The sequence below is a fragment of the Pseudomonas sp. A39 genome, from assembly GCF_058145955.1.
Window position 1 is genome coordinate 1 of record NZ_JBYVMD010000058.1, and the last position, 12627, is coordinate 12627.

A 12627-nucleotide genomic window follows, 5' to 3' on the forward strand; every position below is an offset into this window, starting at 1 on the left:
GGATGTCAGGAGTTCGAATCCCCTTACCCCGACCATATTAAAAATCCCCGTATCGAAAGATACGGGGATTTTTTTTGTGCGCGTAAATCCTGAACTCACCGCAAAGCAAATGTGGGAGGGGGCAAACCCCCCTCCCACCTTTACAAGGTCCCATCCGAGACCGAGTTATCAGTGCAATTTAAGACGTGGCTCAGTCCCGCGCCCGATCTTGCTGCCCAGCATCAGCATCGCTGTGCGGAAGACCCCATACAGCGCCATCTGGTGCATGCGGTACAGCGACACGTAGAACATCCGCGCCAACCAGCCCTCCAGCATTACGCTGCCGGTGAGGTTGCCCATCAAGTTGCCCACCGCCGAGAACCGCGACAGCGAGATCAGCGACCCATAGTCGGTGTACTTGTACGACGGCAGGTCCTTGCCCTCGATGCGCAATTTCAGCGACTTGGCCAACAGTGAAGCTTGCTGGTGAGCCGCCTGGGCCCGTGGTGGCACGTTACGGTCGGTGCCCGCTTGCGGGCAGGCGGCGCAATCACCGAAGGCGAAGATGTTTTCGTCGCGGGTAGTTTGCAGCGTCGGCAGCACGTGCAATTGGTTGATGCGGTTGGTTTCCAAGCCATCGATGTCCTTGAGGAAACCCGGCGCGCGAATACCGGCTGCCCATACCTTGAGGCTCGCAGGGATGACCTGGCCGCTGCTGGTGATCAGCGCATCGGCAGTCACTTCGCTGACCGCGGAGTTGGTCAGCACCGTCACCCCAAGCTTCTCCAGGGTTTTATGCACCGGCACGCCGATCCGCTCCGGCAGCGCAGGCAGTACCCGCGGGCCGGCTTCGATCAGGGTGATGTGCATGTTTTCCGGCTTGATGCGGTCCAGGCCGTAGGCGGCCAGCTCATGGGCGGCGTTATGCAGCTCGGCGGCCAGTTCGACCCCCGTAGCCCCTGCGCCGACGATGGCGACGCTGATCTTTTCCACCACATCCGTCTGCCCGGCATGGGCGCGCAGGTAGTGGTTGAGCAATTGCTGGTGGAAGCGCTCGGCCTGTTTGCGGGTGTCGAGGAACAGGCAATGTTGCGCTGCGCCTTCGGTACCGAAATCGTTGGTAGTGCTGCCGACTGCGATCACCAGGCTGTCATAGCCCAGTACCCGCGCGGGCACCAGCTCACGGCCTTCTTCGTCGAGGGTGGCGGCCAGCTGGATCTTCTTCTGTTCGCGGTCGAGCCCGCTCATGCGCCCCAGTTGGAACTCGAAGTGGTTCCATTTGGCCTGGGCGACATAATTGAGTTCGTCTTCCGAAGAGTTCAGCGAACCGGCTGCCACTTCGTGCAGCAAGGGCTTCCAGATATGGGTCAGGTTGGCGTCCACCAGCGTGATACTGGCGGTGCCGCGCTTGCCCAGAGTCTTACCCAGGCGGGTAGCCAACTCCAGGCCGCCGGCGCCGCCGCCGACGATAATAATACGATGGGTCATGGGGATATCTCGCAAGGCTAAAAGAAATCGGAGCAGTTACCCCCGCGAGCGCCAGGCAGCTCATAGCGTCAGGTAACTCAAAAGGCGACTCAGCAAGCCGAGGCCGATCACCACTGCCAACACCACACCAAGGAGCAGCCACGGCCGGAAAGGCTTACGCTCGACTTGGTTCTGGGAGAGTTGCAGGTACTCTTCGACATGCTGTTGGTCATCGGGGTTCAGGCGGCTGGTCATAAAGGCCTCGTCAGGTAGACGTTGCAAAAGGGCGCCACGTTACAGTCCGGGGGCTCAGAGGCTGATGCCCACGTCGAACACTATGCTGCGACCCAGGTTGTTGCGCAAGAAATCCGGCGCATCCGGATGGGCGAACAACACCCGTGCGAAAGTCGGCCCTACCAGCGACAGTGAGCGCCAGCCCTGGCGCAGGTATTCCGTCGGTGGCGGGAAGTGGCTATTGAGGTCGAGCACTTCGCGCTTGAGGCTGGTGAAGGCGACGATATCCAGTTCCCCCAGGTCCATGCCGCGCTCTTTGTAGTTATGAGCCTTCTTGCGCAGCGTGGGCGCCAGGCGCAGTAAGAACTCATGGGCCGGGATGCGTCGCGGCTTGGCTTCGCGCCGCACCAACTGGCTCAGGGAGAACGCGCTGCGTCGGCGCAGCAACTCGTCGCGCCATTCGTCATTCAAGCGTCGGCCCTCGTCCAGCACGAAAAACACCTCGAAGCTGGCATCGCGAAACAGCACATCCGGCGGCTCTTGCCCGGCGGCGTGGAATTCTTCGGCCCGGTAGGGCACGTTCAAGCCTTGCAGCAGGCGCTGGCAGACCCAACGCTCACGCTCCCATTTGCGGGCATTGGACAAGAACGCATTGGCTTGTTCGGCCGCTACGGTGAGCAGGCGCAAGTAATCAGAGTCATCCATAGCTAGCAGCTTAGCGCCCAAATGATGACCGCAGGAAGTACCCTTGTGAAACGTCGGTGTAGACTGATCATCCGACTAATGTCCGACGCAGGGGGAGTACTGCCGTGATCAGTGCCGCCATGTTAGCGCCGACAACAATGGGCATCGGCTGGCTGTTGTACGCACCTGTGGTGGCGTGGGCCATCTTGCGTTCACCTTGGGTCGAACTGTTTGCCGACCGACGGCGCCAGCATCTGCTGTTCGGCACCGTGTTCGCGTTGTTCATGCTGTGGCTGGTGCGGCGGGATTTTGATACGGGGGTGTCCTACCACTTTATCGGCATGACTGCCGTGACCCTGCTGCTGGATTGGCCCCTGGCCATCGTCGGTGGCTTTGCCGCCCAGTTGGGTCTGATGGTGCTGGGGCGCCAGGACCTTGCAGCACTTGGCGTCAACGGCCTGCTGCTGATCGTGCTGCCGGTGCTGGTCACCGAAGCCTGCGCGCTGCTGGTCGAGCGTGCGCAGCCACGCAATCCCTTTGTGTATATCTTCTGTTCCGGTTTTTTCGCGGCCGCGCTGTCGGCGCTGCTGTGCTTGCTACTAGGGCTGGGGCTTTTGTGGCTCGACGGTCGTTTTGCCATGCCGGAATGGCTGGAGGATTTCGTCGGTTATCTGTGGCTGATCATCTTTCCCGAAGCCTTCATCAACGGCATGGTCATCAGCGCCTTGGTGGTGTTCTGCCCGGAATGGCTGGAGACTTTCAACCGTACGCGCTACCTCTCTGCGCCCTGGAAGGACGGCGATTCAGAGCGTTGACCCAGATCAAATCCCGCCCGGCCGACCAGGCCCATGCTTTGCGAAATTTTCCTAGGCAAGGCGGGAGCACAGATCATGAGTGTGTATGAGTGGGCACGGCAGGAGTTGCGCAGAAGCCAGGATGCGGCGCTGGAAATCGGTTTCGACCCAGGCTTGACCCTGCGCGCCATGCTCAGCGCGGTGGTGCAGCAGAGCAAGGGCGTGCGCAGTTTTGAAGACCTGGCCGACGAGCTGCAATACCTTGCAGAAAACCTCGACGACCAGCAGGAATATGCCTTTATGCGCCCTTAGTGACGCGGCGGAAGGTCTTCGGAAAACAGCTCGTCTTCGGCATCCGGGGCCACCGGAATCTTATGTTCCTCAGCGGCCCAGGCGCCCAGGTCGATGAGTTTGCAGCGGTCCGAGCAGAACGGCCGGTTGAGGTTGGTCGCTGTCCATTCCACGGGGGCGCCGCAGGTTGGGCAGTCGACGGTCAAGGGTTGGCTCATGATCGGCCTCCACGCAAAGTAAGGTAAAAGTGGTGCAGTCGCTCGACCTCGCTGTGCAGCCAGGCAAGGTCCTGGTCGTTGACCAGCACGTCATCGGCATGGTTCAAGCGGTCTTCGCGGCTGGATTGGGCCTTGAGGATCGCCTGCACCTGTTGTTCGCTGATGCCGTCGCGCTGCAGGGTACGCTGAATCTGCAGCGATTGCGGCACGTCGATCACCAGGATGCGCTGGGTCATGCTGTACTGGCCGGACTCGATCAGCAGCGGCGACACCAGTATCGCGTAAGGCGACTTCGCGCGCGCCAGATGGCTACGAATCTCATCGCCAATCAGCGGGTGCAGCAAGGCTTCGAGCCAGCGGCGCTCTTCGGGTACTTCAAAGATCAGCTTGCGCAATGCCCCTCGGTCCAACTGGCCGTCCGGCTGCAGCACGCCGGCACCAAAATGCTCGGCGATGCGCGCCAGTGCCGGCCGGCCAGGTTCGACCACCCAGCGCGCCGCGTGGTCGGCGTCCACCAGGTCGATCCCCAGGTCGATAAAGTGCTGGGCCGCTGCGCTTTTACCGCTGCCGATGCCGCCGGTGAGGCCTAGAATCCAGGGTGTTGCAACAGAAGTGGTCATCTGAAACCGACAGACTGCAAATAGAAGTCGGTTATTTGACCACCCCAGAGCAATGCAATCCAGCCGGCAATTGCCAGATACGGACCAAACGGCATCGGTGTCGACGCCCGGGCCTTGCGCAGGCGCATCAGGATCAAGCCCACGAACACCCCGACCAGCGACGATATCAGCAGTGTCATCGGCAGGATCTGCCAGCCACCCCAGGCACCGAGCAGTGCCAGCAGCTTGAAGTCGCCGTGGCCCATGCCGTCCTTGCCGGTGGCCAGCTTGAACAGCCAGAATACGCTCCACAGGCTCATGTACCCGATAACCGCGCCCCAGAGGGCATCGGGTAGCGTCGTCAGCAGGCCAAGCGCGTTGACGATCAGTCCCAGCCAGAGCAGCGGCATCACCAGCGCATCCGGCAACAGTTGATGGTCGGCATCGATCAGGCTCATCGCCAACAAGCCCCAACTCAGCACCAGCATCGCGCCCGCCTGCCAGCCAAAGCCGAAATGCCAAGCCACCCAGGCCGAGATCAACCCGCACGCCAGTTCAGTGAGTGGATAGCGGGCGCTGATCGGGCCTTGGCAATGGGCGCAGCGGCCGCGCAGAAACAGGTAACTGAGCAACGGGATATTTTCCCATGGGCGTATCGGATGGTTGCAGTGCGGGCAGCAGGAGTTGGGGTGCATCAGGTTGTAGGTCGGCCCGGCAGGCTTAGCGGGCAAGCCGAGCACTTCGTGGGCCTGGGCGCGCCATTCCCGTTCGAGCATTTTCGGCAGGCGCCACACCAGCACGTTGAGAAAACTGCCGACGATCAGCCCCAGCACCCCGGCCATCGCCACAAAAGCCCAGGGCTGTTCAACCAATAGCAGGCTCAAAACGCGCTCCCCAACTGAAAGACCGGCAGGTACATGGCGATCACCAGCGCGCCGACGATGCCCCCCAATACCACCATGATCAGCGGTTCCATCAGGCTGGTGAGGTTATCGACCAGGTTGTCCACATCGGCCTCGTAATGGTTGGCGACTTTTTCCAGCATGCGGTCCAACGTGCCCGACTCTTCGCCGATGGCCGTCATCTGGATCGCCATGCTGGGAAACAGGCCGCTGGCGGCCATGGATTGATTCAATTGCATACCGGTGGATACATCATGTCGCATATGCTCGATTGCCTGTCTGAATGGCCCCGAACCGGCGGCGCCGGCCACGGAATCCAACGCCTGCACCAATGGAACACCGGCGGCGAAGGTGGTGGAAAGCGTACGGGCGTAGCGGGCCACTGCGGATTTTTTCAGCAGTTTGCCTGCCAGGGGCGCTTTCAACAAACCGGCGTCTACCCGCAGACGAAAATCAGGGAAGGTGCGATACGCTTGGCGCCACCCCAAGCCTCCGGCAAGCATGCCCAGGGCCACGACCCACCAGGCTCTTTGCGTGAACTCGGAGAGGGCGATGACCTGCAAGGTGAACTCGGGCAACTTGCCGTCAACCCCGGCGAACAAACTCTGGAACTGAGGCACTACCTGTATCAGCAGCACGCCGGTGACCAGGCTGGCGACCACCAGGACTGCGATCGGATAGGTCATGGCCTTTTTGATCCTGGCCCGTAGCTGCTCGCTCTTTTCGCGGTGGATCGCCACGCGCTCCAGCAGCGTTTCAAGTGCGCCAGCCTGTTCGCCGGCGGCCGCCAGGTTGCAGTACAGCTCATCGAAATAGCGCGGTTGTTTGCGCAGCGCCTCGGCCAGGCTGGTGCCGGCGGCGATTGCCTGTTTCAACCCCTGCACCAGCTCGCGCACAGGGCGGCTTTCGAAGCCTTCACCGATAATGTCGAAGGCTTGTAGAAGTGGGATTCCAGCCTTCAGCAGCGTGGCCAGCTGTCGAGTTAGCAGGGTGATGTCCGCCGATTTGATCGACGGCGCGAGGCTCGGTAGCAAGGCGGATTTCTTGTACACAGCCCCTGGGCTGATGCCTTGCCGGCGCAACTGAGCCTTGACCAGGGCAAGGTTGTGCCCCGTGGTTTGCCCGGACACCCTGCGTCCTTTGCGGTTGATGCCTTCCCAGGCGTAGATCGTTGCAGCGTTGTCCATGTCACGGTTCCGCACAGAGGTCGTCGAAGATTTATAGCGTAGTCAGGTGACGACTTCGGACACGCTGGCAGTGCAGGATAAAATGTCAGAATGTGCGTCTTGCAGGCGCTTGACCGCCTGCGGATGAGTACACTGGCGCCGCTGCAAAATACGGGGCGCAGGAAGCGCCCTGTCATGAGTTCTATCCTGGAGAGTGAATGTGATACGTCAAAAAGGTTTTACCCTGATCGAGCTGTTGATCGTCGTGGCAATCATTGGCATTTTGGCCACCATTGGCCTGCCCATGTACACCACCCACCAGGCCAAGGCCAAGTTCACCGCAGGCCTGGCTGAAATCACTGCGTTGAAACCCGGGTACGAAGACACCCTCAACCAGGGCACCGTACCGACCCTCGCATTGATCGGCGGCACCAGCCCGACAGCCAACTGCAAGATCGACGTGGCAGGCGATGTAGGCACGGGGGCGGGCTCTATCAGCTGCGAAATACTCGACGCTCCAGCGCCGGTGGTGGGCAAGACCATCAGCCTGACGCGAAATGCCACCACCGGTTGGAAATGCACCACCACCGCCGACGCAAAATATGTCGCCAAGGGCTGCGGCGCCGACGGGGCATAAGTGCTGAACCGTCAACATGGACGTAAGAGGTGGCCGATGTCGTTATCCGTACAGCAGCGCGGCAGTATTTTTCTGGTCACAGTGGTGTGTCTGCTGGTTGTCGGGATTTGTGCACCGTTCAGTGGGCATGATTTGCAACGGGCGATGCAGATCGCCGTCGGGTTCTGCGCGGTGCTGTACGGGCTGTCGGTCGTCCCCGTTGAACGGTTGACGGACCGGCCCACCGCACTGGGCCTGATGCTGATTATCGTGCTGGGCCTGGTGTCATCAGCGCTGGCCCATCAGCCCCTCTGGGCGTTTGCCGAAGTGGCGTTGTTTGTCAGTTGCGGGGCGATTGCCGTGGCGTTTGCCTTGCTGCGTCGTCACGGGGGCGAGCCTTTGGATCGCGTCTTGATCATGGTGGTGGTGCTGCTGTGCCTGATCAAGTCGGTTCAATACGTGTATGCGGGCGTGCTTGCGTTCGCCGCTGCCGAGCGGACGCTGGATCCTGACCTGTTGCTGTCGGGCTTTTCCAACAAACGCTTCTACGGTCAATTCCAGACGTTCACCCTGCCGCTGCTGGCGCTGCCCTTGTTGATCCCCACGCTCTCCCGCTCGCTCAAAGCTGCAGTGTTTACGTTGCTGTGCGTGTGGTGGATGATCGCGATCGGCGGCGGCACGCGTGGCACCTGGCTCGGCATGGGCGCGGCGGGTGGGGTGTTGGCAGTGCTGGGGCCATGGGGCCGACGCTGGTTGGGTTGGCAACTCGCCGCAGTGCTTGGCGGGTTGTTGCTGTATTGGCTGGTGTTTGCGGTGTTGGCGGATTACCTCGGGATCGAGATCGCCAATGCTGCCGGCGATCGCCTCACCACCTCGCTGTCGGGGCGCGGCCCGATCTGGTGGCAGGCCTGGCACATGCTCGTCGAGAGGCCATGGCTGGGGTTCGGGCCGATGCATTTTGCCGATGTTGCCAACAAGATTGCCGCTCACCCCCACCAGGCCATCCTGCAGTGGGCCAGTGAATGGGGGGTGCCATCGGCGCTGTGCGTTACGGTTTTGGCGTGGCGAGGCGGGTGGGCCACGCTCGGGGTACTGCGTGAGCGTGCGCAGTGCGCCGAACGTGCAGACCTGCTGCGGCTGTGTCTGTTTGCCGCGCTGATCGGTGCGTTGGTGCAATCGATGGTCGACGGTGTGATGGTGATGCCCAACTCTCAAGTCTGGTTGGCGCTGGTGGTGGGCTGGTTGATGGCGCTGCATGTGTGGCGAACCGCTGTCGGTGTCGAGCGGTCATTCGCCTGGGGTATATGGAAAACACTGAGCGTGTTGGCCGTTGGTCTGTTGATCGTGATCGCTGTGCGTGACGTACCTCACATCAAGCGAGCCCAGCAGCAGTACCTGGACGCCCATGGCACTTACCTTCAGCCACGCTTCTGGGCCCAAGGGGTGATTGCTCGCTGACGGCGGCAAGTTGCCGGACTTCCGATGCGGTGCTAGCTTTAGCCCACCGCCCGTGTAGCTCAGTCGGTAGAGCAGCGCACTCGTAACGCGAAGGTCGCAGGTTCGATTCCTGTCTCGGGCAAAAAGGCAACAAAGGTTCCACCGTTTCAAAGGCAATGTTTTCAGATGATCCCAGAATGGTTCTGAAGGCCAGACGAGCCGGCATTTGCGCCCGCTCTTTTGTATCTGCGCAACCTTGATGACCCAGATGCATCCCCATTCCTCGATCTAAGAGAACGACATGACCACGACTGAAATGACCCAGGAAGTTCGGCATCAAGCAGCCCTCGAGAAATACCTTGAGGAATCGCCGCAGCTTAAAGAAGAGATCAAGGACCTGAGCGCCGATGACCAGCGCGACCAGATTCAGTGGGCATTCGAGGACGAGGCCGAAAGCCAGGGCTACCAGCCCTGGGAGCTGACCCTCAAGTACACATCGACACCGGAAGAGTTCGAAGCGGCACGGCTGGCCTTGCATAGAGAGGCGGCCGAGGTGCTGGGTGTCGAGTGGGAAGAGTATTGCGAGATGAATGACCTGGTCGTTTAAACGCCGTTGTAGTGAGCGTGCTTGCCCCGCGCTGGGCTGCGAAGCCGCCCCAACACCTGCCACCTCGTTCTGCCTGACAAAACGCGGCGGCCTCGTTGGGGCTGCTACGCACCCCAGCGCGGGGCAAGCCCGCTCACCACACACGCATTTTCGAACGCGCTGGATACTAAGGCGCATCGACACCGAAAGAGCATTGCAAGATGAATGACCTGGTCACTCAAACGCCGTTGTAGTGAGCGGGCTTGCCCCGCGCGGGGCTGCGAAGCGGCCCCAACACCTACCCCCCCGTTTTACCTGACAAAACGCGGCGGCCTCGTTGGGGCTGCTTGCGCACCCCAGTGCGGGGCAAGCCCGCTCACCACACACGCATTTCGAAGGTGCTAGATACTGAGGCGCATCGACAAGTCCACTGCCTTCACATCCTTGGTCATCGCGCCGATCGAGATGTAGTCCACCCCGGTCTCTGCAATCGGCAGCAGGGTGCTTTCATTGATCCCGCCGCTGGCCTCCAGCTTGGCCTTGCCGCCGTTCAGGCGCACGGCTTCACGCATATCGTCCAGGCTCAACTCATCGAGCATGATGATGTCGGCGCCTGCCGCCAGGGCTTCGCGCAGTTCCTCCAGGCTCTCCACTTCGATTTCCACCGGCTTGCCGGGTGCGATCTTGTGGGCGGCCGTAATCGCCTGGGCAATGCCGCCGCAAGCTGCGATATGGTTTTCCTTGATCAGGAACGCGTCATATAAACCGATACGGTGGTTGTGGCAGCCCCCGCAGGTGACTGCGTACTTCTGCGCCAGACGCAGGCCCGGCAAGGTCTTGCGGGTATCCAGCAGCTTGACCTGGGTGCTGGCGACAAAATCCGCCAGGAATTGGGCGCGTGTGGCGACGCCGGACAGCAGTTGCAGGAAATTCAGTGCGCAGCGTTCGCCGCTGAGCAGCGAGCGTGCCGGGCCTTCAAGGTGGAACAGCGCCTGGTTGGGGCTGACGCGTTCACCGTCGGCCACCTGCCAATGCACGGCAACCCGCGGGTCCAGTTGGCGGAACACCGCATCAACCCAGGCTGTACCGGCGATAACCGCCGTGTCACGGGTAATGATGGTGGCCGTGGCCAGCCGTTCGGCCGGGATCAACTGCGCAGTGATGTCGCCGCTGCCGATGTCTTCCAGCAGTGCGCGGCGCACGTTGGCTTCGATTTCGGCGGTGAGGTCGGCAAGACGGAGATTCGGCATAACAGGCTCCACAGACAAAGTGTCCCGATTATAGGGGCAGTGTGCGTTCGAACCCAGGCTCACCACTCATTTACCGCGTAATGGCAGAGTTTGCTGGCGCAACCCCCCTCATTTGCAAGATAATCTCGCGCCTTGCAATTGGCGTCATAGCTTTGACGTCTTGAGGATAAGCGGTTATTTCTGGTTCCCGACGGGGCCCGTACCCGATGTTTCCCCACCCCAATACCGCCGTTTCAGGAGGCCAGGATGCACAATGACGGAAAGGTGGTGCCAATCAACAAGGCACACGCTACGCCATCGCCGCTCGCCCGCCTGCCGGTGGTGTTGCAGCAGCTGCGCGACAAGGCCGCGCAACAGCTTCAACAAGGTCTGCAGGACCTGTTCGATAACGCTGACGACACGTTGTTCGAAATGGCCGACAAGGCGCGCAACAACCTAGATCACCATATTTTCTTTGAAGCCATGCGCGACCTGCGCCTCAAGCGCAAGAATTTCGAACGCGTGTTCATGGAGCAACTGTTCGGAGCTTTTGCCAGCCTGGGCCAGGCGGGGCGAGGGGAGTTGCAACTGGTGCCCGTGGTTTCCTATGACGCGGTGCCGGGGTCTTCCAAGGATGACCTGGAGAAAGCCGTAGCGCTTGAAGCCATGCTGGGGCGGGTGCGGCACCGTGACGGCCTGGCCCTGGGGCAACTCACGGCGCGCTTGAGCGCTTTGCTGGGCAACCGCCTGGATGAGCGTGAGAACCCTTTGGGTCCGGCACTGCTGTGTGAGTTTTTCCTGCGCGCGGGGCGCAGCCTGGGCGTGGAGATCCGCGTCAAACTGATCATGCTCAAGTTGTTTGAAAAATACGTGCTCAGCGATGCCGACCAGCTCTACGGCGAAGCCAACCAATTGCTGGTCGCGACGGGTGTATTGCCTGAACTCAAGGCCGTACCTTGCCGCCGCATCGAGGGGCGTGCGGGGCGTGAACTCCCGCCTGAAGAAACCTCGTCGGCCGCCGACCCGCTCGTCGACGAAAATGGCCAGCAAGCGTTCGCCGCGCTCCAGCCATTGCTGACCGCGGTACGCGGCAGTGTGGCGCCGACGCTTGAAGCCAGCGCCGAACCGCTGCCCATTGCCACCCGTGACCTGTTGCGCCTGCTCTCCCACTTGCAGCAGTACGTGCCGGAGCCTGAGGCCGAGGACGATTTCGACCTGCGTAACCAGCTTGAGCAGTTGCTCACCCGAGTCAGCGTCAAGAGTGGTAAGTCGCGGGTGGTGGAGGCGGCTGACGAAGACGTGATCAACCTGATTGCGCTGCTGTTCGAATTCATCCTCAACGACCGCGCCATACCCCATGCCTTCAAGGCCCTGATCGGCCGCCTGCAGATCCCGATGCTGAAAGTAGCGGTGGTGGACAAAAGCTTTTTCAGCCACCCCAGCCACCCGGCGCGGCGCCTGCTCAATGAAATCGCGGCGGCCGCCATGGGCAGCAGCCCGCGTGATGACTACCAGCATGACCACCTCTACCTGCGCATTGAGCAGGTGGTGCAGCGCTTGCTCAATGAGTTCGTCGAAGATCCGGCGATTTTTTCCCAATTGCTCGCGGAGTTCAGCGCGTTTACCGCCGATGAACGGCGGCGCAGCGACTTGCTTGAACAGCACACCCGCGATGCCGAAGCCGGGCGCGTGCGCACCGAAGCCGCCCGCCAGCGCGTGGCCGATGTGCTGAATAAACGGCTGTTAGGCAAGGTCCTGCCGCGTCCGGTCGTGCAGTTCCTGCAGCAGGCCTGGAGCCAGGTGCTGTTGCTGGCCAGCCTCAAACACGGCGAGCAGTCAGTGCAATGGCAAGCGGGCCTGCGCACCATGGACGAGCTGATCTGGAGCGTCAGCCTGCAACAAGACACCGAAGCCGGGCGCCATTTACTCGAGCAACTGTCCGGTTTGCTCAAGGCGTTGCGCGACGGTCTGACCAGCGCGGCGTTCGACCCCTTCAGCACGCGAGAATTTTTTGTGCGCTTGCAGGCCCTGCATGTCCAGGCGCCTGAAGGCGTTGATGAGTTGATCGAAGTGCGCGAGCCGTTTGTACTCAGCGCAACGTCCTCCGATCAGGTCACCGACTTGCCGGACAACGACCCCGACCTGCTCAGGGCCCATCAACTCAAGGTGGGAGGCTGGGTGGTGTTCCAGGCAGACGACGCCAACGCGCTGCGGTGCAAGTTGACGGCGATTATGGCGCCAGCCCATACGTATATTTTTACCAGTCGCACGGGGCTCAAGGTCTTGGAGAAAAGCGCCGGCCAGTTGGCCTTGGCGTTCAAGCGTGGCGTGCTGCATACCCTGGATGACGGACCGCTGTTCGAGCGCGCGTTGGCCGCGGTAGTGAGCAAGTTGCGGCAACTCAATCACGGCAAGTGATCGCAAC

14 protein-coding genes and 1 tRNA gene are annotated in these 12627 nt (G+C 61.3%); 7 read left to right on the top strand and 8 right to left on the bottom strand.

Features of this window, described 5'->3' with window-relative positions; translation table 11 throughout:
- Nucleotides 1-168: 168 nt before the first annotated feature.
- From AC3ZU9_RS27960 to AC3ZU9_RS27970, 3 genes are read right to left on the bottom strand one after another with little or no spacing between them, the layout of a single operon-like run.
- Nucleotides 169-1467, bottom strand: a complete 1299-nt coding sequence (locus tag AC3ZU9_RS27960; protein WP_122810036.1) for an NAD(P)/FAD-dependent oxidoreductase — start codon at nucleotides 1465-1467, stop codon at nucleotides 169-171.
- 60 nt (nucleotides 1468-1527) lie between these two features.
- On the bottom strand, nucleotides 1528-1701 hold the full coding sequence (locus AC3ZU9_RS27965; RefSeq protein WP_012722154.1) for a DUF3094 family protein: 174 nt from the start codon (nucleotides 1699-1701) through the stop codon (nucleotides 1528-1530).
- A 54-nt stretch (nucleotides 1702-1755) separates the two neighbouring features.
- Nucleotides 1756-2385, bottom strand: coding sequence for a DUF1780 domain-containing protein (locus AC3ZU9_RS27970; RefSeq protein ID WP_010213242.1), 630 nt, complete (start codon nucleotides 2383-2385; stop codon nucleotides 1756-1758).
- Nucleotides 2386-2489: 104 nt separating this feature from the next.
- On the opposite strand from AC3ZU9_RS27970, the gene AC3ZU9_RS27975 reads away from it, so the two are divergent.
- Nucleotides 2490-3179 (top strand): energy-coupling factor ABC transporter permease, encoded by a 690-nt coding sequence (locus tag AC3ZU9_RS27975; protein ID WP_102061564.1) that lies wholly within the window; start codon nucleotides 2490-2492, stop codon nucleotides 3177-3179.
- Between the two features lie 75 nt (nucleotides 3180-3254).
- Entirely contained in the window at nucleotides 3255-3470 is a 216-nt protein-coding gene (locus AC3ZU9_RS27980) for a hypothetical protein (protein ID WP_012722156.1), read from the top strand.
- On the opposite strand, the gene yacG is transcribed toward AC3ZU9_RS27980, so the two are convergent.
- The 4 genes from yacG to AC3ZU9_RS28000 are packed head-to-tail and all read right to left on the bottom strand — an operon-like array spanning nucleotide 3467 to nucleotide 6355.
- The gene (yacG, locus tag AC3ZU9_RS27985; RefSeq protein WP_064054725.1) at nucleotides 3467-3667 is read right to left on the bottom strand and encodes a DNA gyrase inhibitor YacG; all 201 of its coding nucleotides are present in this window, start codon (nucleotides 3665-3667) and stop codon (nucleotides 3467-3469) included. The two genes, AC3ZU9_RS27980 and yacG, sit on opposite strands and share 4 nt — an antisense overlap.
- Nucleotides 3664-4287 carry a dephospho-CoA kinase gene (gene coaE, locus AC3ZU9_RS27990; RefSeq protein WP_012722158.1) on the bottom strand — a complete coding sequence of 208 codons (624 nt, stop codon included), beginning with the start codon at nucleotides 4285-4287 and terminating at the stop codon, nucleotides 3664-3666. Before coaE ends, yacG begins: the two co-directional genes overlap by 4 nt.
- Complete coding sequence (locus AC3ZU9_RS27995) at nucleotides 4284-5150, bottom strand: prepilin peptidase (protein ID WP_490091631.1); 867 nt, start codon at nucleotides 5148-5150, stop codon at nucleotides 4284-4286. The genes coaE and AC3ZU9_RS27995 overlap by 4 nt, the downstream gene beginning before the upstream one ends.
- Nucleotides 5147-6355: a type II secretion system F family protein gene (locus tag AC3ZU9_RS28000; protein WP_490091632.1), complete on the bottom strand. Its 1209-nt coding sequence runs from the start codon at nucleotides 6353-6355 to the stop codon at nucleotides 5147-5149. Before AC3ZU9_RS28000 ends, AC3ZU9_RS27995 begins: the two co-directional genes overlap by 4 nt.
- Before the next feature lie 202 nt (nucleotides 6356-6557).
- On the opposite strand from AC3ZU9_RS28000, the gene AC3ZU9_RS28005 reads away from it, so the two are divergent.
- The 4 genes from AC3ZU9_RS28005 to AC3ZU9_RS28020 all read left to right on the top strand — a co-directional run bounded on the left by AC3ZU9_RS28005 (nucleotide 6558) and on the right by AC3ZU9_RS28020 (nucleotide 8994).
- A complete protein-coding gene (locus AC3ZU9_RS28005; RefSeq protein WP_490091641.1) occupies nucleotides 6558-6971 on the top strand; it encodes a pilin in 414 nt (137 codons plus the stop codon).
- 36 nt (nucleotides 6972-7007) lie between these two features.
- Nucleotides 7008-8408 (top strand): O-antigen ligase family protein, encoded by a 1401-nt coding sequence (locus tag AC3ZU9_RS28010; RefSeq protein ID WP_490091633.1) that lies wholly within the window; start codon nucleotides 7008-7010, stop codon nucleotides 8406-8408.
- 48 nt (nucleotides 8409-8456) lie between these two features.
- Nucleotides 8457-8529, top strand: a tRNA-Thr gene (locus tag AC3ZU9_RS28015).
- 159 nt (nucleotides 8530-8688) lie between these two features.
- Nucleotides 8689-8994: a DUF6388 family protein gene (locus AC3ZU9_RS28020; RefSeq protein ID WP_064054729.1), complete on the top strand. Its 306-nt coding sequence runs from the start codon at nucleotides 8689-8691 to the stop codon at nucleotides 8992-8994.
- 380 nt (nucleotides 8995-9374) lie between these two features.
- Here the strand turns inward: AC3ZU9_RS28020 and nadC are convergent, their stop codons facing one another.
- Nucleotides 9375-10223 (bottom strand): carboxylating nicotinate-nucleotide diphosphorylase, encoded by an 849-nt coding sequence (gene nadC / locus AC3ZU9_RS28025; protein ID WP_102061568.1) that lies wholly within the window; start codon nucleotides 10221-10223, stop codon nucleotides 9375-9377.
- A gap of 246 nt (nucleotides 10224-10469) precedes the next feature.
- Between nadC and AC3ZU9_RS28030 the strand changes: the two genes are divergently transcribed.
- A complete protein-coding gene (locus AC3ZU9_RS28030; RefSeq protein WP_490091634.1) occupies nucleotides 10470-12620 on the top strand; it encodes a DUF1631 domain-containing protein in 2151 nt (716 codons plus the stop codon).
- Nucleotides 12621-12627: the final 7 nt, after the last annotated feature.

Bases quoted from the DNA above. Each gene is read 5' to 3' on its own strand.
- AC3ZU9_RS28010 (WP_490091633.1), top strand. From the start codon at position 7,008: ATGTCGTTATCCGTACAGCAGCGCGGCAGTATTTTTCTGGTCACAGTG.
- nadC (WP_102061568.1), bottom strand. From the start codon at position 10,223: ATGCCGAATCTCCGTCTTGCCGACCTCACCGCCGAAATCGAAGCCAAC.
- AC3ZU9_RS27980 (WP_012722156.1), top strand. From the start codon at position 3,255: ATGAGTGTGTATGAGTGGGCACGGCAGGAGTTGCGCAGAAGCCAGGAT.
- AC3ZU9_RS28020 (WP_064054729.1), top strand. From the start codon at position 8,689: ATGACCACGACTGAAATGACCCAGGAAGTTCGGCATCAAGCAGCCCTC.
- AC3ZU9_RS27965 (WP_012722154.1), bottom strand. From the start codon at position 1,701: ATGACCAGCCGCCTGAACCCCGATGACCAACAGCATGTCGAAGAGTAC.
- AC3ZU9_RS27970 (WP_010213242.1), bottom strand. From the start codon at position 2,385: ATGGATGACTCTGATTACTTGCGCCTGCTCACCGTAGCGGCCGAACAA.
- AC3ZU9_RS28030 (WP_490091634.1), top strand. From the start codon at position 10,470: ATGCACAATGACGGAAAGGTGGTGCCAATCAACAAGGCACACGCTACG.
- yacG (WP_064054725.1), bottom strand. From the start codon at position 3,667: ATGAGCCAACCCTTGACCGTCGACTGCCCAACCTGCGGCGCCCCCGTG.
- AC3ZU9_RS27960 (WP_122810036.1), bottom strand. From the start codon at position 1,467: ATGACCCATCGTATTATTATCGTCGGCGGCGGCGCCGGCGGCCTGGAG.
- AC3ZU9_RS28000 (WP_490091632.1), bottom strand. From the start codon at position 6,355: ATGGACAACGCTGCAACGATCTACGCCTGGGAAGGCATCAACCGCAAA.
- coaE (WP_012722158.1), bottom strand. From the start codon at position 4,287: ATGACCACTTCTGTTGCAACACCCTGGATTCTAGGCCTCACCGGCGGC.